At 69.0% G+C, this 21,600-nt stretch carries 24 protein-coding genes; 13 read left to right on the plus strand and 11 right to left on the minus strand.

The annotated features are described in order from the left end of the window. Positions 1–30: 30 nt before the first annotated feature. The gene (locus AB0L64_RS17790) at positions 31–1,908 is read right to left on the minus strand and encodes a cellulase family glycosylhydrolase (RefSeq protein ID WP_363711212.1); all 1,878 of its coding nucleotides are present in this window, start codon (positions 1,906–1,908) and stop codon (positions 31–33) included. A 118-nt stretch (positions 1,909–2,026) separates the two neighbouring features. Then, entirely contained in the window at positions 2,027–2,935 is a 909-nt protein-coding gene (locus AB0L64_RS17795; protein WP_363711214.1) for a LysR family transcriptional regulator, read from the minus strand. 73 nt (positions 2,936–3,008) lie between these two features. Between AB0L64_RS17795 and AB0L64_RS17800 the strand changes: the two genes are divergently transcribed. Continuing rightward, positions 3,009–3,923: an EamA family transporter gene (locus AB0L64_RS17800; RefSeq protein WP_363711216.1), complete on the plus strand. Its 915-nt coding sequence runs from the start codon at positions 3,009–3,011 to the stop codon at positions 3,921–3,923. Here the strand turns inward: AB0L64_RS17800 and AB0L64_RS17805 are convergent. Further along, positions 3,870–4,508: a flavin reductase family protein gene (locus AB0L64_RS17805; protein ID WP_363711218.1), complete on the minus strand. Its 639-nt coding sequence runs from the start codon at positions 4,506–4,508 to the stop codon at positions 3,870–3,872. The two genes, AB0L64_RS17800 and AB0L64_RS17805, sit on opposite strands and share 54 nt — an antisense overlap. A gap of 33 nt (positions 4,509–4,541) precedes the next feature. Between AB0L64_RS17805 and AB0L64_RS17810 the strand changes: the two genes are divergently transcribed. Continuing rightward, on the plus strand, positions 4,542–5,588 hold the full coding sequence (locus AB0L64_RS17810) for a serpin family protein (RefSeq protein WP_363711220.1): 1,047 nt from the start codon (positions 4,542–4,544) through the stop codon (positions 5,586–5,588). On the opposite strand, the gene AB0L64_RS17815 is transcribed toward AB0L64_RS17810, so the two are convergent. Beyond that, complete coding sequence (locus tag AB0L64_RS17815; protein WP_363711222.1) at positions 5,579–6,253, minus strand: TIGR03943 family protein; 675 nt, start codon at positions 6,251–6,253, stop codon at positions 5,579–5,581. The two genes, AB0L64_RS17810 and AB0L64_RS17815, sit on opposite strands and share 10 nt — an antisense overlap. After that, a complete protein-coding gene (locus AB0L64_RS17820) occupies positions 6,250–7,266 on the minus strand; it encodes a permease (protein ID WP_363711224.1) in 1,017 nt (338 codons plus the stop codon). The genes AB0L64_RS17815 and AB0L64_RS17820 overlap by 4 nt, the downstream gene beginning before the upstream one ends. Before the next feature lie 74 nt (positions 7,267–7,340). On the opposite strand from AB0L64_RS17820, the gene AB0L64_RS17825 reads away from it, so the two are divergent. After that, complete coding sequence (locus AB0L64_RS17825) at positions 7,341–8,480, plus strand: serpin family protein (protein ID WP_363711226.1); 1,140 nt, start codon at positions 7,341–7,343, stop codon at positions 8,478–8,480. Here AB0L64_RS17825 and AB0L64_RS17830 read toward each other — a convergent pair. Together AB0L64_RS17830 and AB0L64_RS17835 are read right to left on the minus strand one after the other, a co-directional pair. After that, on the minus strand, positions 8,461–9,003 hold the full coding sequence (locus AB0L64_RS17830) for a TetR family transcriptional regulator (RefSeq protein WP_363711228.1): 543 nt from the start codon (positions 9,001–9,003) through the stop codon (positions 8,461–8,463). The genes AB0L64_RS17825 and AB0L64_RS17830 overlap by 20 nt on opposite strands. Further along, positions 8,978–9,409 carry an SRPBCC family protein gene (locus AB0L64_RS17835; RefSeq protein WP_363711230.1) on the minus strand — a complete coding sequence of 144 codons (432 nt, stop codon included), beginning with the start codon at positions 9,407–9,409 and terminating at the stop codon, positions 8,978–8,980. Before AB0L64_RS17835 ends, AB0L64_RS17830 begins: the two co-directional genes overlap by 26 nt. 141 nt (positions 9,410–9,550) lie before the next feature. On the opposite strand from AB0L64_RS17835, the gene AB0L64_RS17840 reads away from it, so the two are divergent. From AB0L64_RS17840 to AB0L64_RS17880, 9 genes are all read left to right on the plus strand, one after another. Then, the gene (locus AB0L64_RS17840; RefSeq protein WP_355473040.1) at positions 9,551–9,745 is read left to right on the plus strand and encodes a hypothetical protein; all 195 of its coding nucleotides are present in this window, start codon (positions 9,551–9,553) and stop codon (positions 9,743–9,745) included. A gap of 2 nt (positions 9,746–9,747) precedes the next feature. Next, complete coding sequence (locus AB0L64_RS17845; RefSeq protein WP_363712362.1) at positions 9,748–10,422, plus strand: PhzF family phenazine biosynthesis protein; 675 nt, start codon at positions 9,748–9,750, stop codon at positions 10,420–10,422. A 61-nt stretch (positions 10,423–10,483) separates the two neighbouring features. Then, complete coding sequence (locus tag AB0L64_RS17850) at positions 10,484–11,092, plus strand: T6SS immunity protein Tdi1 domain-containing protein (RefSeq protein ID WP_363711232.1); 609 nt, start codon at positions 10,484–10,486, stop codon at positions 11,090–11,092. Between the two features lie 22 nt (positions 11,093–11,114). Then, positions 11,115–11,984: a hypothetical protein gene (locus AB0L64_RS17855; RefSeq protein ID WP_363711234.1), complete on the plus strand. Its 870-nt coding sequence runs from the start codon at positions 11,115–11,117 to the stop codon at positions 11,982–11,984. Positions 11,985–12,096: 112 nt separating this feature from the next. Next, positions 12,097–12,582 carry a hypothetical protein gene (locus AB0L64_RS17860; protein ID WP_363711236.1) on the plus strand — a complete coding sequence of 162 codons (486 nt, stop codon included), beginning with the start codon at positions 12,097–12,099 and terminating at the stop codon, positions 12,580–12,582. Between the two features lie 122 nt (positions 12,583–12,704). Then, positions 12,705–13,208 carry a hypothetical protein gene (locus AB0L64_RS17865; protein WP_363711238.1) on the plus strand — a complete coding sequence of 168 codons (504 nt, stop codon included), beginning with the start codon at positions 12,705–12,707 and terminating at the stop codon, positions 13,206–13,208. Between the two features lie 80 nt (positions 13,209–13,288). Next, a complete protein-coding gene (locus AB0L64_RS17870; protein ID WP_363711240.1) occupies positions 13,289–14,131 on the plus strand; it encodes a nitrilase-related carbon-nitrogen hydrolase in 843 nt (280 codons plus the stop codon). Between the two features lie 23 nt (positions 14,132–14,154). Continuing rightward, positions 14,155–15,561, plus strand: a complete 1,407-nt coding sequence (gene hydA / locus AB0L64_RS17875) for a dihydropyrimidinase (protein ID WP_359936830.1) — start codon at positions 14,155–14,157, stop codon at positions 15,559–15,561. Between the two features lie 10 nt (positions 15,562–15,571). Beyond that, entirely contained in the window at positions 15,572–16,564 is a 993-nt protein-coding gene (locus tag AB0L64_RS17880) for a TIGR03842 family LLM class F420-dependent oxidoreductase (protein ID WP_363711242.1), read from the plus strand. Here the strand turns inward: AB0L64_RS17880 and AB0L64_RS17885 are convergent. Genes AB0L64_RS17885 through AB0L64_RS17895 form a run of 3 tightly spaced genes read right to left on the minus strand, consistent with a single transcriptional unit; the run spans position 16,548 to position 19,083 of the window. After that, on the minus strand, positions 16,548–17,396 hold the full coding sequence (locus AB0L64_RS17885; RefSeq protein ID WP_363711244.1) for a DUF1028 domain-containing protein: 849 nt from the start codon (positions 17,394–17,396) through the stop codon (positions 16,548–16,550). The genes AB0L64_RS17880 and AB0L64_RS17885 overlap by 17 nt on opposite strands. Before the next feature lie 8 nt (positions 17,397–17,404). Continuing rightward, positions 17,405–17,815, minus strand: coding sequence for a cytidine deaminase (locus AB0L64_RS17890; RefSeq protein WP_363711246.1), 411 nt, complete (start codon positions 17,813–17,815; stop codon positions 17,405–17,407). Next, positions 17,815–19,083 (minus strand): sugar ABC transporter substrate-binding protein, encoded by a 1,269-nt coding sequence (locus tag AB0L64_RS17895; protein ID WP_363711248.1) that lies wholly within the window; start codon positions 19,081–19,083, stop codon positions 17,815–17,817. Before AB0L64_RS17895 ends, AB0L64_RS17890 begins: the two co-directional genes overlap by 1 nt. Positions 19,084–19,285: 202 nt before the next feature. Between AB0L64_RS17895 and AB0L64_RS17900 the strand changes: the two genes are divergently transcribed. Next, positions 19,286–20,491 (plus strand): MFS transporter, encoded by a 1,206-nt coding sequence (locus AB0L64_RS17900; RefSeq protein WP_363711250.1) that lies wholly within the window; start codon positions 19,286–19,288, stop codon positions 20,489–20,491. Here the strand turns inward: AB0L64_RS17900 and AB0L64_RS17905 are convergent. Beyond that, positions 20,459–21,508, minus strand: coding sequence for a PfkB family carbohydrate kinase (locus AB0L64_RS17905; RefSeq protein WP_363711252.1), 1,050 nt, complete (start codon positions 21,506–21,508; stop codon positions 20,459–20,461). The two genes, AB0L64_RS17900 and AB0L64_RS17905, sit on opposite strands and share 33 nt — an antisense overlap. Between the last annotated feature and the right edge of the window lie 92 nt (positions 21,509–21,600).

A 21,600-nucleotide genomic window follows, 5' to 3' on the forward strand; every position in this document is an offset into this window, starting at 1 on the left:
GCCGCCGGGCAGGGCGGCCGGGGAGCTTTGTCAGGTGACCGGGATGCCTGGGTTGGTCAGGGCCTTTCCGCCGGTCATCGTGTTGCTGCGGTCGACGGTGACCTTGCAGCTGCTCGCGTTGTAGTTGGTGATGTTGAACGCGTACCGGCCGCTGCCGGTCGCGCCGGTCAGGTCGGAGGTGTTGCCGCGGAACACCGTCCCGCAGCCCCACCCGGACTGCTGGGTGTGCGTCTCGTAGCCGTTGTTCGTGGTGTTCTTGCCGGTGTTGTTCTCGATGACATAGTTGTTGCCTTTGACATCGATCCAGCTGTCGTCGTAGTTCGCGCCGGTGAGGCCGCGGCCGTCGAAGCTGTTGCCGGACACGAGTCCGCCGGTCGTCCCTTCCTTCAGGTCGACCGCCTCGCCGCCGACGTCCGGGCCGATCGTGTTGCCGAGGATCTGCACGTGGTCGGACTTGTCGGAGGTGCCGCCCGCGCTGCCGACGTACACGCCCTCGCCCATCCCGCGACCGTCGTTGCCGGTGTCGTAGATGCGCGAGTTCTTGATCACGCCGTACGTGCTGCTGTTGCGGAAGTGCACGCCCTCCATGTCCAGCCCGTGCACGGTGACACCGTCGATCGTCACGCGGGTGGCGCTGTCGATCATGATGCCTTTCTGGCCGCCGGTCACGGTGAGGCCGCGCACGGTCCAGTACGACGCGCCGTTCAGGTGCAGGCCGTAGCCGCCGCCGGCCTTCAGTACGGCGTTCGCGGAGCCGGTCAGCGTGATCGGCGCTGCGGACGTGCCGTCGACCGTGGTCTTGAAGTTGCCGGTGTAGGTGCCGTCGGCGAGCTTGATGGTGTCGCCGGGCTTGGCGCTGGTCAGCGCGGCGGTGAGCTGCGCGGAGGTGCTGACATCGATCGTCGCCGTGGCCGACGGGCGGTTGCGGATGTGGTCGCGGATCCAGACGCCGGCCGGTTTGAGCATCGCCGTCCCGGCGAAGTCGTCGCCGTCGCAGGTGCCTTCCTTGAAGACCGCGCCGGAGCGGAAGTCGTCGGAGAAGTTCCAGTTCGTCCAGCCGATCTGCTTGCTCTCCAGGAAGTCCAGGTACTTCTGCGACCAGGTGAAGTCGTTGCCGCCGTCACCGGTGTAGGTCTGGGTGCCGAACTCCGTGACGAACAACGGGATCCGGTCCGCGGCGCGTGACAGAGCGTCGAAGTACTCCTGCTTGTGCGAGGCGGCGTAGAAGTGGAACGTGTACATCAGGTTGGACGCGTTGACCGGGTTGTTGATGACGTCGGCCTCGCTGCCGCCGTCGGAGACCCCGAGCGAGGCCCAGCCGTGGGTGCCGACGAAGATCACGCCGTCGGGGTCCTTGGCCCGGATCACCGGCACCATCTGCTCGGCGTACGACTTGATGCCGGCCCAGCTGACGCCGTTCGGCTCGTTGGCGATGTCGTAGATGATGTTGAACTTGTCCTTGTGCCGCTCGGCGATCTGGGTGAAGAACCGCTTCGCCAGGTCGAGGTTCTCGTTCGGGTCGCCGGGGTCGAGCTGGTGCCAGTCGACCAGCGCGTACAGGCCGCGCTCGGTCGCCTCCTCGATGAGCGTGTTCACAAGATTGGTGTACTTCGCCGGGTCGGTCTCGTAGCCGCCTTCCTGCACGTACATCGAAATCCGCAGGATGTCGGCGTTCCAGTCGTTCGCCAGGGCGTCCAGCGAGGCGGTCTTCAGGCAGTTGGCGTACCACTGCAGGCCGTGCGTGCTCATTCCGCGCAGCTGGACGGGCTCGTTGCGCTCGTTGCAGAGCTTGGTGCCGCAGACGTGCAGCTGGCCGTTGCGGCCGACCGGGGTGTCGGCGGCCGGTGTGGAGACAGGTAGCAGGGCCGAAGCAGCCAGCAGGGCACCGGCCAGAAGTGAGTGGATCATGAACGTCCTCCGAGGGGGCGTCGGGGAGGATGATTAGGAAGGTTTCCTAATAGTTCACGAGAACGTAGCGGTCGACGCGGAACGCTGTCAACCGGTTGCGCAAAGTGATCACAACCGATCAGGCGGTGTCCCGGTCGGGCCAGGCGGCCTTCAGCGTCGCGAGCGTGACGGTGATCGCCGGTCGGCGCGAGGTCGTGGTGCGCCATACGGCGTACAGACGGCGGCTCGGGGCAGGCTGCAGTGGTACGACGACCACGCCGTCGGGGACCGGTCCGCGGCCGAGGCGGGGGAGCAGGCCGATACCGAGGCCGCGGTCGAGCATCGCCAACTGGGTCTGGTACTCCGCGACCGAGTACGCAACCTCCGGCTCCACGCCCGCGCGGCGCATCGTCCGGATCAGCCACTCGTAGCAGATCGACCCGACGGGCTGGCAGATCCAGCGCTCGCCGACGAGGTCCTCCGCGCGGACGAACTCCTTGCCTGCCAGGCGATGCGTCGCCGGCACCAGGACGTCGGCCGGGTCCGTGCCGAGCTTCACCCGTGACAGCCCTTCCGGCAGCGCGAGTGGGGTGTTGTGCCAGTCGTGGACGATCGCGATGTCGATCTCGCCGCGGTTCACCGCCGCCACGGCCTCGAACGGATCGGTCTCGAGCACCCGCACGTCCAGTTGCGGGTGATCGTCGACCAGCCGGGCCAGAGCCGGCGGCAGCAATCCGCGGGCCGCGGTCGGGAACGCGGCGATGCCGAGCGTCCCGATCGCCTGACCGCGTTGCTCCTCCAGGGTCAGCTCGGCGTCCTCGACCAGCTCGAGGATCCGCGCGGCGGTCGACGCCAACTGCCGGGCCGCGTCGGTCAGCACGATCCCGCGGCCCTGACGCTCGATCAGTGTCGTCCTGGTCTCCCGCTCCAGTTTCGCCAGCTGCTGCGACACCGCCGACGGCGTGTAGCCGAGCACCTCGGCCGCCCGGTTGACCGATCCGTACTGCGCCACGGCGTGCAGTGCGCGGAGCCGCCCGAGATCAATCATGTAGCTCTCCTACATCGATAGCGGTAGTAATCGGTGCTGGTCCTTAAGTGTACTCCGGCCGAGACTGGACGGCATGAAGCCTCGTGACCTGCTCCTAGCCCTGGCCGCCGTCGTTGTCTGGGGCATCAATTTCGTGGTGATCGAGGTCGGTCTGGAAGGCGTTCCGCCGCTGCTGCTGTCCGCGTTGCGGTTCTTCTTCGTCGCCGTCCCGGCGATCTTCGTGCTCGGCGGACCGCGCGTCCCCTGGCGGTACGTCGTGGGCGTCGGACTCGCGCTGGGCGTGGCGAAGTTCGGGCTGCTGTTCATCGCGATGGACCACGGCGTACCGGCGGGCCTGGCGTCGCTGGTGCTGCAGAGTCAGGTGATCTTCACGGTCCTGATCGCGATCACCGTCCTGCGGGAACGCCCGCGGCCCGCACACCTCGTCGGCATCGCGATCGCCTGCGCCGGGATCGTCCTGATCGTCCTCGACCGCAAGCTGTCCGCCCCGCTCGGCGCACTCGTCCTGGTGATCGTCGCCGGCGCGTCCTGGAGCATCTCGAACACGATCACCCGGTACGCCAAGCCGCCGGACATGCTGCGCTTCATGGTGTGGATCAGCGCGGTCGCCGTCGTCCCGCTGCTGATCCTCTCGCTGCTCACCGAAGGCCCGCGCGCCGACGTCGAGGCACTCCGCACCATCGACCTGAGCGGCATCGGCGCGATCGCCTACCTCGCCTTCGGAGCCACCCTGTTCGGTTTCGGTGTCTGGGGTTACCTGCTCCGGCAGTACGCCGCCAGCACGGTCGCGCCGTTCTCGCTGTTGGTGCCCGTCGTCGGCATGTCCGCGGCGTGGGTCCTGCGGGGTGAGGCCGTCGGTCCGCAGCAGGCGATCGCCGCGGTGCTCGTCATCGGGGGCATGGCGTGCACGATCGTCCGACGGCCCGCGCCGCGGTCAGCTGTTCGTACCGACGGCCATCGGCGGCATCTGCCAGCCCCGAGCAAGTGACGACGGGTACGCCGGTGCGCCGCCCGCGAAGTACTCGGTGAACTTCATGATCAGCGGATCCCAGCGCAGCGGGTCGATGTAGCGCTCATTGCTCATCAGCAGGTCCTCGCGCACCCGGACCCGCTCGACGGTCATCTCCAGCGCACACAGCCGCGAGTCCGGTCCGCCGATGCCGGTGATGTTCTCGATGCGGCCCTCCAGGTTGATCGGGCTCTCCAGGACCGAGTCGAGGCCGGACAGCTCGCTCGGCTCGCGGGTCAGCCCGCCGGCCGCGAACTTGTCGGGCTCGTGCCGGTACCCGCGGGCCCGCTTCGCGTCGGACATCTCCGCGGACCCGGTCAGCAGCGCGATGCGATCGAGCGCCGCGACCATCGCGGGGTCGACCAGGTTCAGCACCAGCTCCGGCCGCTCGGTCAGGTTCTTCACCGTCTGTGCGCTCGTCCCCATCCCGAGCATCGCGGTGTAGCCGAGCCACCAGGCCGACGACATCGGGGCGAGATTCGTGGTGCCGTCGGGGTTGGCGGAGCTGATCAGGACGACCGGGGTACCGAAGTACAGGACCTTGGGCTCGACTGTGCGCTTCATGGAGATGAAACGCTGGTGCGCCAGGATGTGTGAGTGGACGCGTCTCAAGTCGGTCGCCTGACCGCACGATGGATCGCCGAACTGCCCGGCGAGGACAGCACCGTGATCTCCGGGCTCGGCGTCCAGCCGCTGCTCGCGATGCTGGCCGAGGTCGCGGACGAACCGGCCCACACCGAGCTGGCCGACGCCGCCGGCGGTCGGTACGGCGGTCTGCTGGAGGCGCCCGATCTGCGGATGGCCTTGGGGCTGTGGACGCGTCCGGAGATCGAACTGCAGCCGGGCGTGGACCGGTTCCTGCCGCCGGAGGTCCGCGGGACCCTGACCGATCGCGCTGCCCTGGACGCGTGGGTGGTCGAGCGGACGGACGGGTTGCTGCGCCGGATGCCGGTCCAGCTCACCCCTGACGTGTTGCTGGTGCTCGCGTCGGCGCTGGTGCTGAAGACGGAATGGGCGCTGCCGTTCGAGGAGTACCCGCGCAACGATCGGCGCTGGCTGAGCCGGGCGGATCCGGACCTCGACAGCCTTCAGGTGTACGACACCGCGACGGGTCCGCTGACCGTGGTGACGGTGCGCGGGACCGGGGAGTTCGACGTACGGCTGGTCATCGGTGACGGCGGGCGGGCTGCGGTGCTCGGCGCGGCCCTGGAGCTCGACGGCGACGGGCTGAGCGGGACCGAGGTGCTGGCGGCGGAGCGGTCGGCGCCCGGTGTCGAGGTGATCGAGTCGATGCAGCCGGTCGTCGCGCTGTCGATGCCGTACTTCGAGATCGCGGCGGAGCATGACCTGCTGGAGCATGCCTCGGTGTTCGGGTTGAGCGCGGCATCCGACACACGGACAGGACATTTCCCGGGGTTGAGTCCGCAGCCGCTGGCGATCGGCCAGGCGAAACAGGCCGTGCTCGCACGGTTCTCGGCCACCGGGTTCGAGGCGGCCGCGGTCACCGCGATGCCGATGGCCGCGGGCTCCGCGGCGTTCGGCGCGAAGGCGCTGTACGTGAACCTTGAGCGGCCGTTCGGCTTCCTCGCCGTACACCGGCCGACCGGCGTGCCGGCGGTCGCGGGCTGGGTGAACTACTCGTAGGGGTTGGCTGGAGCGGTCACCGGCTTGACCGTCGTGATGGTGAGCGCGGCGACGTCGCCGTCGACTCGTCGCGTCGGCTCCGCCCACTCGCCGGTGACGGTCACCCACTGGTTCTTCGCGGGCGCGGCCTGGCCGCGGGCCTCGACCATGAACGCCGTACCGTCCGCGACGCAGCAGGTCAGGCCGATGCGCGTCACGTACCAGACGCCGTTCTTCGCCGGGGTGACGAAGCCGGTCAGCTGGAACGACTTGCCCTTCATCGTCTCCTTCTCCCACACCGCCCAGACGGCGTAGTCGCGCACCGCGATCGGCTTGGGGCCTGCCGACCCGTCCCAGTACGCGTTTCCCTGCGGGGCGACCGGTTTCGCGGCGACCGGTGACTGCCGTCGCGCCGCGTCCGCGCCGAGCGCGGGCGGATCGACGACGAGCAACGCGAACACCGGGACCAGCAACAACCACGCGGCCCGCGGCAGCGCGTGGTCGTGCGCCGCGCGGGTCCGCACGAGGACGTCGGTCACCGCCAGCGCGATCAGGATCAGCCCGGCCGCGAACAGCATCCACCGCATCCCGGGCTTCACATACCGCAGATACGTCCCGGAGGTCGCGAGCTGCACCATCGCGGCCCCCACGAACACGATCACCAACCCGGCAACGTTGCGCTTCACAACAACCACCATCCGGCGAGCAGGCTGGCAAGGATTGCGACCACGAAGGTGGCCGGGGCGAACCGGACGGCGAACTTCGGGCCGAAGGTTCCGGTCTGGAGGGCGATCAGTTTCACGTCGACGATCGGGCCGACGACCATGAACGCGAGTCGCGCGGTCAGCGAGAACTGGGTCAGGCTCGCCGCGACGAACGCGTCCGCCTCGGAACAGATCGCCAGCAGAACCGCGAGCAGCCCGAGGATCAGCACCGAGAGCAGCAGGTTCCCCGCGACGTGGTCGAGCCAGGCGCGCGGTACGACGACGTTCAGCGTGGCCGCGGCGGCCGCGCCGATCACCAGGAACCCGCCGGCGTGCAGGAAGTCGTGCAGCATCGCGGACCGGAACACCTCGAACTTGCCGTCGTCGTGCGCGTGCCGGTTCTTCGGCATCTTCAGCCACGACCCGCCCTTGCCGGTCAGCAACCACAGCCAGCCGAGGATCATCGAGACCGCGAGCGACGTGACCGCGCGGGCGACCACGACCTTCGGCTGGCCGGGGAACGCCACCGCCGTCGACGCCAGCACGACCGGGTTGATGGCCGGCGCCGACAACAGGAACGCGATCGCCGCGGCCGGGGTGACACCGCGGGTCATCAACGCCGCCGATACCGGCACCGACGCGCACTCGCAGCCGGGGAGCACAACGCCGGACGCGCCGGCCACCGGTACGGCGAGGGCGGGCCGTTTCGGGAGCACTCGCGCGAAGAACGACGTGGGCACGAACGCCGTGAGGGCCGCCGACAGCAGCACACCGAGCACCAGGAACGGCAGCGCCTGCACCGTCACGCCGACGAACATCGTCGCCCACGTGCGGATCCCGTCGTCGGCGAACCACGCGTTGAACAGCCGCCGCCCGAACAGCGCGAGCCCGACCAGCAGCACCAGCGTGCCGGTGAACACGATCGACGACCCGGACGGCTCCTTCGCCTCTTGAGCCTCCTGGGCCTCCGGCGTCTCCTGCTCGGTCGTTGTCATGGGCGGAATGCTGGCAGAAATCCATTGGAAATGAAAATCACCGTCATGTATCAGGTGTGTGGCAGTGTTGAGGTATGGATGCCGATGTGGTGCGCGCAGTCAACGACCTCACCACCCGCTGGGCCCGGACCTTGCCGGCCGAGAACACGGTGGTGGCCGGGCTCGGCCTGTGGCCGTTGCTGGCCCTGCTCGCGACCGGAGCGGACGAGCCCGGGCGCTCCGAGCTCGCCGCCGCGGCCGGGGTGGATCCGGCGACCGCGGCGACCGACGCGATCCGGCTGGTCGAGACCATCGAGGACTCCGCCGATCTGAACGCCGCACTCGGCGTGTGGGTCAGTGAGGACCTGAAGCTGGCGGAGACGTTCGACAGCGTGCTGCCGGCGCCGCTCGTCGGCCTGCTGACCGGCAATCCGACGGTCGACAAGGCGAAACTCGACGCCTGGGCCGCCGACCACACCGACGACCTGATCCGGGAGATGCCGCTCGACATCGACGGCGACCTGATGCTGGTGCTGGCGTCGGCGCTGCTGTTGCGGACCACCTGGGTGCGCCCGTTCACCGAGCAGGTCCGGCGCATCGCCGGCGGTCCGTGGGCCGGTTCGTGGCATTGGCTGGAGCGCACGGACACCGACCTCGATTCGGTACGGCGGTACGGCGAGCTGACCGTGGTCACGGTGCGCGGCGAGGCGGATGTCGACGTACTGCTGGGGATCGGGGAGGACGCGCTGCCCGCGCTGCTCGAGGCGGCGGCCCGGCCGGGCGACGGCGTACCGGGCAGTCAGCTGATCGGCCAGGACCGGCCCGGTCCCGGGCTGACGATCGGGAAGACGACGGCGGCGCGGCCCGACGTGAAGGTGTCGTTGCCGTCGTTCAGCATCGAGGTCGAGCATGATCTGCTGGCGTCCCAGGAGTTGTTCGGTTTGACGGCGATCGCGTCGGATCCGGGCGCGCGCGGGCATTTCAGTGCGCTCAGCCCGACGCCGCTGCAGCTCGGGCAGGCGAAACAGAAGGTGCTCGCGCGGTTCTTCGCGACCGGTTTCGAGGCCGCGGCGGTGACCGCGATGGCGATGACGCGGGCCGCGATGATCACGTCGCAGGAGCGCCGGCTGGAGGTCACGTTGGACCGGCCGTTCGCGTTCGTCGCCGTACTGCGGGACTCGCGGCTGCCGATCGTGGCCGGCCGGATCGAGCGGCCTACCGAACCGGGAGAGTGAACAGCCGGTTGAGTAGCGCTGACGCCTCGTCGACGCCCGCGCGATCACCGGTCAGCAGCAGGTCGAACAGCAGGCCGCGCGAGGCGGCCAGACCGAGCCGCGCGTACGCCGGGGCCTGCTCCGGCGGGATGCCGGCGCGGACGCAGAGCTCGATCAACGGCGGCAGCCAGACGTTGATCAGGTCGGCCTTGAGGGGCTTGGTGTGCGGCAGGTCCTGCATCGCGTGGGCGCTGAGCTCGAAGAACAGCGGGCCGTACACGAGCGCGGCCTCGGTGACACGGCGCCAGAACTCCTCGGCCTGCTCCTCGATCGGGAGGTCCGACAGCGCGGCCAGCAGGTCGCGCTGCTGCTGCTCGACGGTCCGCACCACTTCGGCGAGCAGGCCCTCGCGGGAGCCGAAGTGGTAGATCAGCATCCGATGACTGGTGCCGATCGAGGTCGCGATGCTCCGCAGGCTCGCGTCCCCGATCCCGTTCTTCGCGAAATGCTCGATAGCGTCAGCCAGCAGGGTTGCTCGACTCACTGACTTCCTTCAGCTTGGCGGTCTCGGTGGCGATGTAGTCGCGGGTCAGCTTCGCGTACAGCCGGCCGAAGAGCCAGCCGAGTGGGCCTTCCTGGATGATCGTCGCGGTCGCGACGGTGCCGTCCGGCGTACTGACGACGCGGTGGCCGCCCGTGGTCTTGATCCCGGGAGCCTTCGAGACCCACTCGAAGTACTCACCCTCCTTCAGTTCCGTCACCTCCCAGACCGCGACCGGGAGTTTGGGCTGACGGATTCGGGTGCGGGCGCCGACGTGGATCCGGCCCGCGTCCAGCCGCTCGACGGAATCGACGGTCGGGGTCCAGTCGGGCCACCGCTCGACGTTGCTGAAAACCTCCCAGACCCGCTCGGGCGCGGCCTGGATCGTACTCGAGTGATCGAAGCGCATGTACCAAATGGTACACGGACCTGAGACACTCACCAACGGGTTCGCAGGGCGTCGACCGGAGCGGGACGCAGCGTGAGCGGTAGGTAAAACCGGCCCCTTGGTGAGTGGCTGGGGTCCGGGGTGCCGGTAGGGTCTGGGGCCATGGCTGACCAGAACGTCCCGCAGAACGTGGAGAACGAGCAGGACCCGGGCGCGAACACGCAGATGTTCCGCGCCTTCGTCAACGAGGGCCAGACCGAGGCCGCCGCCGAACCCAAGGTGAACGGCCGGATGCTGGCGATCGTGGGCGGTGCGGTGCTGCTGATCGCGATCATCGCCGCGATCGCGGTTCTCTGAACCTGAACCTCCAGGTCGAGGTCGTCAGGGTCTTCACCGACCCCGACGGCCGGTTCGGCAACCCCCTGGGCATCGTCGACGGCCGCCTCGTCGGTGAGAGCGACCGGCAGCGCGTGGCCGCCGAGCTGGGCTACAGCGAGACCGTGTACGTCGACGACGCCGCCACCGGCACGCTCCGTATCTACTCCGCCACCGGCGAGATGTCCTTCGCCGGCCACCCCACCGTCGGCGGCGCCGCCTGGCTCCACACCCACGGCCACCCCGTCGACACCCTCCACGTCCCCGCCGGCCCCATCCCCGTCACCCGCTCCGGCGACCTCTACGCCGTCCGAGCCGACACCACCTGGGGCAGTTCCTGGGAGTGGCACCGACTAGCCACCCCCGCCGACGTCCTGGCAGCCGACCCCGCGACGTACACCGCCGGCCACACCTTCCTCTGGTCCTGGCAGGACGAGCCCGCCGGCATCATCCGAGCCAGAGCCTTCGCCCCCGCCATGAACGTCGAGGAAGACGAAGCCACCGGCTCAGTCGTAACCCAACTCACCGCGCAACTCCGCCGCGACCTCCTCGTCATCCAAGGCGCCGGCTCCCACCTCCACACCACCTGGCACCCACCAACCCACGCAACCGTCGGCGGCCGCGTACTACCCGAAGCCCCGCGCATCTCGACTCTGTAAGTCCGCGCGGTGATGCGCTCGACCTACAGAGCACATCACCTAGTACGTCAATATGTGACGGGTGAGTGAGAACATGCTGGAGCGGTTCAGCGCGGCCTTCGAAGTGACCGCCGGCCCGCCGAAGTCCCTAGCTGCTGTCGCCGCGGGGACAGGTGCGCACGGGATTCGCGCTCAACTCGGTGGGTGCACTTTCGAGCACGGTCTGTACCGGATCCACACCGACGTGTCAGCGGCCGCCGCCGGTGAACTCGTGGACGCCGCCTTCCCGGAGTTCACGGGCCGGTTCGAGAGCTTCGGCTTCGACTGGCTGGGACGTCAGTTCGCCGTCGACCGGCAGCGTGGTCGCAGCGCGGATCCGGAGGTGATGATGATCGAGCCCGGGACCGGCGAGGCACTCGAGATCCCGGTTCCGGTGTCACGCTTTCATGACGAGGAACTGGTGGACTATCCGGAAGCGGCGCTCGCGCGCGGCTTCCACTCGGAATGGGTCGCTGCATGTGGGCCGTCGTTGCGCTTCGATCAATGCGTCGGCTACCGGGTGCCGCTGTTCCTCGGCGGTGCGGACGAACTCGACAATCTCGAGGTGTCCGACCTGGAGGTGTACTGGGACCTGATGGGCCAACTGCGGTTGAAGGTCATTGGCTCATCGGCTGAGGGGATCGCGGAGTGAGACGGGATTCCCAGGATTGCCGATGGTGATGGACGAGGGGTTCTCGGTCGGGCCGCGACCCGACGGGACTATCGAGATGGTGGTCACCGGGCCGTGGTCCGACGAGGCCGGCGCGGCGTTCGTCGATCAAGGCGCCGGCACGCTGGTGCTGAACTATGCCCTCGGATTCGACGTGCCTGACCTGCGATTCCTCGACGACCTGCCGGTGCGGAACCTGGTAGTCATCGATCGGCGCCTGCAGTCGCTGGATCCGGTCTACGGCCTTGCTTCGACGCTGAGAAGCCTGAGCCTCATTGTGGATCCTGCGTTGACCGTTGATCTCGAACGACTGCCCGAGCTGATCGAGCTCCGGGCGGACTGGCGCCAGATCAGGCAGACGTTCCGCTTCGCGGTTCACCTTGTGCGACTGTTCGCGACGCGATTCACGGAGGACGACCTATCGGTTCTGGCGCCCGCCGGCCACCTCGAGACGCTGGTGCTCAAGGATCGGCCGCGCTTGAAGTCGCTCGACGGACTCGGCGGCCTCCCGGGTCTTCGGCATCTCGGCGTCTATCTCGCGGCACGGCTCTCGGATACCGGAGCAGTCCGTGGGTCAATGCTGCGCGAACTGCATCTCGAGGCCTGCAAGAAGGTGACCGTTCTCGACGACATCGCAACGTGTGGTGATCTCGAAGTCCTCAATTTGAGTGACGGCGCAAGCTTCTCGAGTGCTGAACCACTGCGCGCGCTGACGAAACTGCAGGAGCTTCTTGTGTCCGGCTCCACGAGGATCCTCGACGGCGATCTGAGCCCGATCGCCGACCTTCCGCAGCTCCGGGAGCTGCGCATGCAGAGCCGGCGACAGTATCGGCCGAGAGTCGAAGAGATCCAGAAAGTCATCTCCGAGCGCTAGTAGTCCTGCCGGCGGTGGCGCGACAGCCGGCCAAGACCCGTGGCGCGGGAAGACGCGCGATCGCGGGTCTGCGGACCTCAGGTGCCTTCGATCGTGTCCTAATGTGCGTTCCATGACGGATGTTCTGGGTCCGGAGAGCTGGCGCCGGGTCGGCCGGGGCAGGAGAAGCGAGTTTCCTGACCTGAGAGCCGAGCAGATCGGAGCGGTGCTTGCGGCGCTTCCGGCCGATCTCGGTCCTTACCGTCTGGTGCTGCATGAGCTCGTTCCCGGACCTGAGCGGTACGTCTCCCGCACGTGCCCGGTCGACCCGGCCCGGCTCGCCGAACTGGTCGCCGAGGGCCACTGGAACTACTTCATCGTCAGCGAACGCCTCTCGCCCGGCGTCGTGGCAAAGCTGCCCGACGTCGACTCGGCCATGCTGTCCCTGAACGGAGCCATCAGCCTTCAGATCGGCGCCCGGAACCGCCTGGGCCCGGAAGCACCGAGCCTCGGCATCGTGGCCAAGGTCGCAACCCGAGCCGGCGAGTCCCGAACCCACGACGAGTACAGCAAGATCTACGACGCCGCTCTCCGCGCCGTCCGCAAACTCACCAGCTAGTCTCCGTCACTCGGTGCTTGCACGCCGGAGTCGGAGGAAGTCCGTCGCAACTTCCGGAGCTTCGTCAGGCCCCGGGTGGTGCGGGGTGGGCGTTCGGGGCAGTTTCGTGCCTGGTTTCGAGGATGATGGAGATCGAGCGGGTTCTCGTGAGCGAGGGGCTGATGCATACCTACAACCTGGTCGGTCCTGCGGTAGGGGAGGACTATCGCGCGTTGTTGCGGGCGGTGGCGCCGTTGGCGGAGGTGTTCGGGGTGCTGGACAAGGGCCCGCGAACACGGATGGACGAGTCGGGGAACGAGGTTCTGCGGAGGCTCGGGGAGCATTTGCTCGGGGCTGACGAGGTGCAGGCGTGGCCGGGATCCGTGATCGTAGGGAGGTCGACCCAGGATCGGTACCTGTTCCGGCTGGATGACGAGTCGCTCGAGGTGCTCACGACGGCCGCGTCGAGCCTCTTCGACTGGGTCTGGCCGCGGCTGCCCGAGGATCTGCATCTGCTGCGGGCTGACGGATCGACGGTGCTCGGGACCGTCGCGCAGGAGGACGATGCCTGGCTCGAGTTGACGGCGGCGGAGTACGACGCGGTGACTGGCCGGCTACCCCGGGGAGTCCGGCTCGGGCGGGGATGAGGGTCGGGATCGGGGACATCCGTTGACGGGTGACCCGGGACGGATGGAGCATGGGGACTCGGCTACTTGGGGAGGTTCTTGTGGCGGAGGTTGTCAGGGCTGCGCTTGTTCAGACGTCGTGGACGGGTGACAAGGAGTCCATGATCAAGGCGCACGAGGACTACGCGCGGCAGGCGGCCGCGGCGGGTGCGAAGGTGATCTGTTTCCAGGAGTTGTTCTACGGGCCGTACTTCTGCCAGAAGCAGGACGCCGAGTACTACGAGTACGCCGAGTCCGTCCCGGGCCCGACCACCGAGCGGTTCGCAGCCCTCGCCAAAGAGTTCGGCATGGTGATGGTGCTGCCGGTGTACGAGCAGGAGCAGCCGGGCGTGCTGTACAACACCGCCGCGGTCATCGATGCCGACGGCACCTATCTGGGCAAGTACCGGAAGAACCACATCCCGCAGGTGAAGGGCTTCTGGGAGAAGTTCTACTTCCGGCCGGGCAACCTCGGGTACCCGATCTTCGACACCGCGGTCGGGCGGATCGGCGTTTACATCTGCTACGACCGGCACTTCCCGGAGGGCTGGCGGGCGCTCGGCCTGGCCGGCGCGAAGATCGTGTTCAACCCGTCGGCGACCAGCCGCGGCCTGTCGGCGTACCTGTGGAAGCTCGAGCAGCCGGCCTCCGCGGTCGCCAACGAGTACTACATCGGTGCGATCAACCGGGTCGGGATCGAGTCCGAGTTCGGCGACAACGACTTCTACGGGACGTCGTACTTCGTCGACCCGGAGGGGAAGTTCGTCGGCGACGTCGGGCACGACCACGATCCGGAACTGATCGTCCGCGACCTGGACCTGAGCCTGCTGGACACCGTCCGCGACCGCTGGCAGTTCTACCGCGACCGCCGCCCCGACGCGTACGGAGACCTGACGAAACCGTAGCGGGGACAGAAGGGGACAGGGGCATGTCGTTGCTGGTCAAGGGTGGAACCGTCGTCGGACCGACCGGGACCCGGGTCGCGGACGTGCTGGTCGAGGGCGAGAAGATCGTCGCGGTGCTGGATCCGTCGTTCAGCCCGACGATCACGGTCGATGAAGTGCTCGATGCCTCCGGCAAGTACGTGATCCCGGGCGGGATCGACGCGCACACGCACATGGAGCTGCCGTTCGGCGGGACGGCGGCCAGCGACACGTTCGACACCGGCACCCGCGCGGCGGCGTACGGTGGGACGACGACGATCATCGACTTCGCCGTGCAGCGCACCGGCGAGGTGGTGCAGGACGGCCTCGCCGCCTGGCATGCGAAGGCCGACGGCGAGTGCCACATCGACTACGCGTTCCACATGATCCTCGGCGGCGTCGACGCCGACGCGCTGAAGGCGATGGACCAGCTCGTCACCGACGAGGGCATCACGAGTTTCAAGCTGTTCATGGCCTATCCGGGCGTCTTCTACTCCGACGACGGGCAGATCCTCCGCGCGATGCAGACCGCGCGGGAGAACGGCGCGATGATCATGATGCACGCGGAGAACGGCATCGCGATCGACGTTCTGGTCCAGCAGGCGCTCCAGCGCGGCGAGACCGACCCGATCTACCACGGCATCACCCGCCCGGCCGCGCTCGAGGCCGAGGCCACCAACCGGGCGATCGCGCTCGCCGAGGTGGCGCAGGACTGCCCGCTGTACATCGTCCACCTGTCGGCCAGTCAGGCGCTGGAGCACGTGGCGGCGGCGCGGGACAAGGGCCGCAACGTGTTCGCCGAGACCTGCCCGCAGTACCTGTACCTGACGCTCGAGGACCAGCTCGGCGCGCCCGGCTTCGAGGGCGCGAAGTGGGTCTGCTCGACACCGCTGCGCAGCAAGCACGAGCCGCACCAGCGCGACCTGTGGAAGGGCCTGCGGAACAACGACCTGGCGATCGTGTCGACCGACCACTGCCCGTTCTGCATGAAGGACCAGAAGGAGCTCGGACTCGGCGACTTCTCCAAGATCCCGAACGGGATCGGCGGCGTCGAGCACCGCGTCGACCTGGTCTTCCAGGGCGTCGTGGACGGGAAGCTGTCGCTGGAACGCTGGGTGGAGACGATCTCGACCACACCGGCCCGGATGTTCGGGCTGTACCCGCGCAAGGGGATCGTGCAGCCCGGATCGGACGCCGACCTGGTGATCTACGACCCGAACGGTACGACGCGGATCGGGGTCGCGACGCACCACATGAACATGGACCACTCGGCGTACGAAGGGGTCGAGATCAAGGGCCGAGTGGGCACCGTGATCTCGCGCGGCGAGGTGATCGTGGCTGACGGCAACTACCACGGCCGCAAGGGCCGGGGGAAGTTCCTGAAGCGCGGCCTCTCCTCGTATCTGATGTAAGGGGGATGTCGTGGACTTCGGTGTGGTGTTCCAGTGCGATCCGCCCGCGTCCACGGTCGTGGAGCTGGCCCGCAAGGCGGAGGACGCCGGGTTCTCGTACGTGTGGACGTTCGACTCGCACCTGCTCTGGCAGGAGCCGTTCGTGATCTACAGCCAGATCCTCGCGACCACGCAGCGGGTGGTCGTCGGGCCGATGGTGACGAATCCGGGGACGCGGGACTGGACGGTGATCGCGTCCCAGTTCGCCACGCTGAACGAGATGTTCGGCAACCGGACGATCTGCGGGATCGGGCGCGGCGACTCGGCGTTGCGGACGCTCGGCGCGCAGCCGGGCACGATCGACGAGCTGAAGCAGTGCGTCGAGGTGGTGCGGTCCCTCGCCCGCGGCGAGACCGTCAGCTATCGCGGCCAGGAGCTGAAGTTCGCCTGGGTCGACGACGGCGCCCTCGAGGTATGGGTCGCGGCGTACGGGCCGCGCGCCTTGAAGGCGACCGGTGAGGTCGGCGACGGGTACATCCTGCAGCTGGCCGACCCGGACATCGCGGCCTGGATGATCGCGGCCGTACGGCGTTCCGCGGAGCAGGCGGGCCGCGACCCGATGGCGATCAAGTTCTGCGTCGCGGCACCGGCGTACGTCGGGGACGACCTGGCGCACCAGCGCGACCAGACCCGCTGGTTCGGCGGGATGGTCGGGAACCACGTCGCGGACATCGTCGCGCGCTACGGGGCGTCCGGCGCGGTCCCGCGGGCGCTCACCGACTACATCGAGGGCCGGAAGGGGTACGACTACGCCGAGCACGGGCGGGCCGGGAACACCCACACGGACTTCGTGCCGGACGAGGTCGTGGACCGGTTCTGCATCCTCGGCCCGGTCGAGAACCACCTGGCCCGGCTGGAGGAGCTGAAGGAGCTCGGCGTCGACCAATTCGCGCTGTACCTCCAGCACGACGCCAAGGAGGAGACCCTGGCGTCGTACGGGAAGGACGTCATTCCGACGTTCTGACGGCGGCGACCTGACGGCGGAGCTGCTCCAGGACCACCGGGTCGAGCTTGCCGTCCACCAGCCGCTCCTCGAAGTTCTCGGTGCCCGCCCAGGTGTCGAGGGCTTCGGCGAGGTCGGCGGCCGGATACCCCAGCGTTTCGAGGGAGTCAGCTACCTCGGTCGCCAGTTCGCCTGCCAGTGGCAGCAGGGTGCCTGGGTCCGGCTTGCCGAAGTACAACGTGTGCAGGTCGAGGAGCCGCCCCAGTTCCTCGACGGGCGTCCGGTGGTCATCGGCGCGCAGGTCGATGGCGGTGTCCAGGACTCCGCCGTACGCCGCTCCGGCACGCCACACCCGCAGCGCCGCGCTCTGGCGCCCGCGGCGATCTCCACCGGCCCGGTCGCCGGCCGCCAGTGCCGTGACCAGTCGTCGCTCGAATGCCTGGTCGGCGTGTGCCTGCCACGCCTCAGCCATCGCCTCGACCACCTGCGGACCGGCCAGGATGTTGCCCTGGATCGCGAACCCGTCGCCTGCTTGACCGCCTGCCCAGTCCAGGCAGGACGGTCCCGTGAACGTGGCGCCGCGGCCCTCGGCATCGACGAGGCCGACCTGGCGATGATCACGCTCGTCGTCGGCCCCGGTCAGCTGAGCCACGACGTCGTCGGCGGTCGCGCCGCTCGCGAGCAGGTCCAGGCCGTCCGGTCCGTAGGAGAGGTTGGCCGTGGCCTGGGTGGCGACCGCGCCGGCGCCGGCCCGTCCCCAGGGCACGACCGCACCCACCGCCAGGAACTTGGACGCGACCGCGATTCCCCAGGACCGCGTGTCCGGGTCGAAGGCCACGATCGAGAACGTCATCGCAACTCCTACGGGTTCGGGGTCCAGCGGTAGGCGCCGGGCAGCAGGTCGGTGACCAGGACCGACGCCGGGCCGTCGGGTGTCGGCAGGATGACGCGGATCGTCGGGTGGTAGTCGACGAGGATCTGGCGGTCGCGGCCGCACGGGCCGACCACGCCGCGGCCTTCGTTGCCGACGGCCACGATCGTGGTGAGCTCGCGGGCGCCTTCCGCGCGGGCCCGGCCGAGCGCGACCAGCTCGGCGCACGGGCCGCCGGTGAAGTGGTACAGGTTGATACCGGCGTACATCCGGCCGTCCACGCCGCGGACCGCGGCGCCCATCGTGTGGACGCCGTCGGGTCCGTCGGTGTTCGCGTCGACCGTCCGGCGGGCCAGCTCGATCAGCTCGCGGTCGTCGTCGGTCAGCGGGCGCAGCTCCATCAGCCGGCGATCCGCTTCAGCTCGGCGTCGACGACCGTCTTCACCTTCGTGATCTCGGCCGCCGGGTCGGCGCCGCTGCGGATGATCCGGTTCAGCGCGTCGGTGTAGGCCGTACCGGACTTCGGCGACCACAGGATCGGGGTCTGCGCGTGCCCGTTCTCGGTCGCCAGCTTGGCCGCGTCGGCGGCCGGGCCGGACTTCAGCTTCTCGGCCTTCTCGACCAGGCTCTTCCGGGCCGGGATGTGGAAGCCGTAGGACTGCGCGAAGTCGAGCTGGTCGTCGGTCTGGTCGACCCAGAGCCACTTCACGTACTTCCTCGCGGCGTCGACGTTCTTCGACTTCGCGTTCACGCACGACCCGTACGCGCCGACCGGGACGCTCGGCTTGCCGGTGGTGGCGTTGAGCTTCGGCCAGGGGAGTACGCCGTAGTCGCCGGGCAGCGCCTTCTCGATCGCGGGCAGCGTCCACAGGCCGGTGAACTGCATCGCGGTCAGGCCCTGTGTGAACGCGGACGGGTCGGACCAGTCGGTCGGGGCTCCGAGCAACAGCACCTTCGCGGTCCAGAGCTCGCGCAGCTTGCGCAGCGACTCGACGGCCGCCGGGGCGTCGAACCCGAACTGGTTGTCCGCGGTCAGGTAGTCGAGCCCGGCCGACCACAGCGCCGGCCCGCCGAGGATGCCGACCCCGCCGTCGTTGCCGACGAACAGGCCCTTGACCTTGTCGTTGGTGAGCTTCTTGGCCGCCTCGAGCAGCTCGTCGACGGTCTGCGGCGGTTGCACGCCGGCCGCGCTCAGCAGGCTCTTGCGGTACACGAGCAGCTGCATGTCGACGACCTGCGGAACGCCGTACAGCTTGCCCTGGTACGTCATCCGCTCGATCAGCGCCGGGTTGAAGTCGGCCTTGGCGTCACCCAGGACGTCGGTGAGCTCGACCACCTGGTTGGCCTTGATCATGTCGATCGTCGGCCCGTTCCCGTACTCGAACACGTCCGGGCCCTGGTCGGTCAGCAGTGCCGTCGACGCCTTCTTGTCATAGTCGCCCGGCGACCACTGGATGCTCACCGTCGCGTCCGGGTAGGCCTTCGCGTACCGCTCGACGGCCTGCTGCGTGCCCGCCTCGCCGTACTGGTGGTACCACTGCTGGAGCGTCGGTTTCGACCCGTCCGACCCACCGGACGACGGCCGCCCGGAGTTCGATCCGCATCCCGCCACCGCCATCGCGGCCAGGCCGGCCCCGAACCCGAGGACCTGCCGCCGACTGATCGTCATCTTGTGAACCTCCGTCCGGCGCGGTCCCACAGCCCGCGCGCCACCCACCGACCCTACGACCGGACGGGCCCAGAACGCCGTGATTTCCAGCCGCCGAGAACGATATGCTGTCGGCCATGTCCTGCCCCCGTGACTAGAGACCGCTCCCACGCGCCGGCGTGGTCCGAGCCCATTTCCCTGGTGAGTCTCTAGGAGCGTTCCCGTGTCCGGCACAACTCGTGCCGGGAGCTATCGTGCTGTCCTGCTGTTGCCGTCGGCGTTGCGCACGTTCGTGCCTGCGCTGCTCGGCCGCTTGTCGTACGGTCTGCTCCCGTTGTCCCTGCTCTTCACCGTCCGGTCGTCGACCGGTTCCTTCACCACGGCCGGCGCTGCGGTCGCCGTCTTCGGAGCGGCGTCCTTGTCGATGCCGTTCAAGGCACGTCTCGTCGACCGTTACAGCCAGCGCCGTGTCCTGCCGCTGCTCGCGGCCGGCTCCTCGGCCGGGTTGGTCGTCGTCGCCACGGCCGGTACGACGCCCGCCGCCGTACTGCTGCTCATCGGCGCGACCGGACTGCTCGCGCCGCCCTTGGGACCGTCGATGCGGTCGAACTGGCGCCTGCTCACCGACGGCACCGCGCTCAAGGAACGCGCGTACGCCGTCGACGCGGTCTCGGAGGAGTGTCTGTTCCTCGCCGGGCCGCTGATCGCCGGCACCCTGATCAGCGTCGTGTCCGCACCGGCGGCTCTTGCCTGCTCGGCCGCCCTAATGCTCGTCGGCACGCTGGCGATGGTGACAAGCCCGGTCACTACAAGGACTGCGGCTGTGGTTGCGGTTGCCGGCGCGGCGGGCCGGCAGATGCTCGGCCCGTTGACGATCCCGGGCCTGCGGCGGGTGCTGGTGGTCGTCACAGGCGCAGCCTCTGGGCTCAGCGTCGCCTATGTCTGCGTTGCCGGGGTCGCCCAGCAGGCCGGTCGCCCCGGTTCGGCCGGGTATGTCGAGGCGGCGATCGCACTGGGCAGTGTGGCGGGTGGGCTGCTGTGGGCACGCCGTACGCACACGCGGCCCTGGACGACACAGCTCGGCGGGCTGATCGCCGTACTGGCCGCCGGGCTGCTCGCGGCCTCGTTCGCACCCGGGCTGATCGTGCTCGGGGTGGTGCTGGGGCTCGCCGGTGTCGCGGTTGCGCCGATGTTCGTGGTCGCCTACCTCGCAGCCGACGACGTCACACCGCCGTACCAGCGGACCGAGGCGAGCACCTGGATCAACACAGCGAACAACCTCGGCTCAGCCGCGGGGGCGGCCCTGGCCGGTCTGGTGACCGAGCGGGCCGCGCCGTCCTGGGGCTTCGTCGGCGGCGCGATCCTGCTGGCCCTGGTCGCGGCCACGCTGGCCGGCTCAGGCGTCCGACAGGCGGGCGATGGTGGCTGAGGCGCGGCGGACGATCGGGACCGGGCCGGCGGGGAGGACGTCGCCGATGAAGGCGTAGTGCCGGAGGACGTCGGGGTCGACGTCGCCGGGGCGGTGACGGCTGTGGTCGCGGACCCAGTCGATGATGTCGCCCCAGCCGGGCGCCGCCAGCGAGCCGCCGAAGTGCTGGACCGACAGGCCCGCACACAGGTTGCCGAAGGCAAGCCGGTGGGCGAGCGGCCAGCCGCGGAGGGTGCCCAGCACCAGGGAGGCGAGGAACACGTCGCCGGCGCCGGTCGGGTCGTACGAACGGACCGGCAGCGCCGGCACCTGCTCCTCCTCGCCCGTCTCGGAGTCGATCGCGAGGACGCCGTCCGCGCCGTTCGTCACCACCGCGAGCGGCACCCGGTCGGCCAGCTTGTGCAGCGCGGCCTTCGGGGTTTCGGTGCGGGTGTAGGCCATCGCCTCGCTCGCGTTCGGCGTGAAGGAGTAGAAACCTTCGAGTACGTCGAGAACCGCCGGCGACCATTCGTCGGTCGGGTCCCACCCGACGTCGCCGAACAGCAGCGCGCCGGACTCCCGCGCCTCGACCGTCCAGCCGGGCAACTCGTCGGCCACCGGGACGATCGCCGACCGCGTCTTCAGCCCGGGACCGACCAGTTTGCTCGGGTCGCCCGGCGCCTCGTGCGCGTGCGTGACCATCGCCCGGTCCCGGTCGATCGACATCGACACCGTCACCGGCGAGTGCCAGTGCCCGATCCGCCGCGAGTGCGACAGGTCCACACCCTCCTGGTCGGCGAGCGTCCGCCAGCAGAAGTCGGCGTACGCGTCGTCGCCGAACACCGACGCGAGCCCGGTCCGCAGACCGAGCCGGGCGGCCGCGATCGCGAAGTTCGCCACCCCGCCCGGGCACGACCCCATCCCCTCGGCGAAGATCTCCGTCCCGGTGGTCGGGGCGGTCTCGAGCCCGGTCATCACGATGTCGAGGAACACGGTCCCCTGCACGAACACGTCGTAGCGGTCCTGCTCGTCCGTCACGGTGACACTGCTCCTTGTCATCCTGTGTTGTCGGTGGTGGGTGGAATGGTTCTTTCGTAGCATCATCGGCCGATCAAGACCACGGAATTGGG

This window comes from Kribbella sp. NPDC051936 (assembly GCF_040680955.1).
In the GTDB taxonomy this organism is placed as follows: Bacteria; Actinomycetota; Actinomycetes; order Propionibacteriales; family Kribbellaceae; genus Kribbella.

Coding starts and splice junctions, on each gene's coding strand:
- AB0L64_RS17895 (WP_363711248.1), bottom strand. CDS start 19,083: ATGACGATCAGTCGGCGGCAGGTCCTCGGGTTCGGGGCCGGCCTGGCC.
- AB0L64_RS17795 (WP_363711214.1), bottom strand. CDS start 2,935: ATGATTGATCTCGGGCGGCTCCGCGCACTGCACGCCGTGGCGCAGTAC.
- AB0L64_RS17820 (WP_363711224.1), bottom strand. CDS start 7,266: ATGACAACGACCGAGCAGGAGACGCCGGAGGCCCAGGAGGCTCAAGAG.
- AB0L64_RS17805 (WP_363711218.1), bottom strand. CDS start 4,508: ATGAAGCGCACAGTCGAGCCCAAGGTCCTGTACTTCGGTACCCCGGTC.
- AB0L64_RS17885 (WP_363711244.1), bottom strand. CDS start 17,396: ATGACGTTCTCGATCGTGGCCTTCGACCCGGACACGCGGTCCTGGGGA.
- AB0L64_RS17865 (WP_363711238.1), top strand. CDS start 12,705: ATGATGGAGATCGAGCGGGTTCTCGTGAGCGAGGGGCTGATGCATACC.
- AB0L64_RS17855 (WP_363711234.1), top strand. CDS start 11,115: ATGGTGATGGACGAGGGGTTCTCGGTCGGGCCGCGACCCGACGGGACT.
- hydA (WP_359936830.1), top strand. CDS start 14,155: ATGTCGTTGCTGGTCAAGGGTGGAACCGTCGTCGGACCGACCGGGACC.
- AB0L64_RS17800 (WP_363711216.1), top strand. CDS start 3,009: ATGAAGCCTCGTGACCTGCTCCTAGCCCTGGCCGCCGTCGTTGTCTGG.
- AB0L64_RS17790 (WP_363711212.1), bottom strand. CDS start 1,908: ATGATCCACTCACTTCTGGCCGGTGCCCTGCTGGCTGCTTCGGCCCTG.
- AB0L64_RS17825 (WP_363711226.1), top strand. CDS start 7,341: ATGGATGCCGATGTGGTGCGCGCAGTCAACGACCTCACCACCCGCTGG.
- AB0L64_RS17835 (WP_363711230.1), bottom strand. CDS start 9,409: ATGCGCTTCGATCACTCGAGTACGATCCAGGCCGCGCCCGAGCGGGTC.
- AB0L64_RS17890 (WP_363711246.1), bottom strand. CDS start 17,815: ATGGAGCTGCGCCCGCTGACCGACGACGACCGCGAGCTGATCGAGCTG.
- AB0L64_RS17840 (WP_355473040.1), top strand. CDS start 9,551: ATGGCTGACCAGAACGTCCCGCAGAACGTGGAGAACGAGCAGGACCCG.
- AB0L64_RS17860 (WP_363711236.1), top strand. CDS start 12,097: ATGACGGATGTTCTGGGTCCGGAGAGCTGGCGCCGGGTCGGCCGGGGC.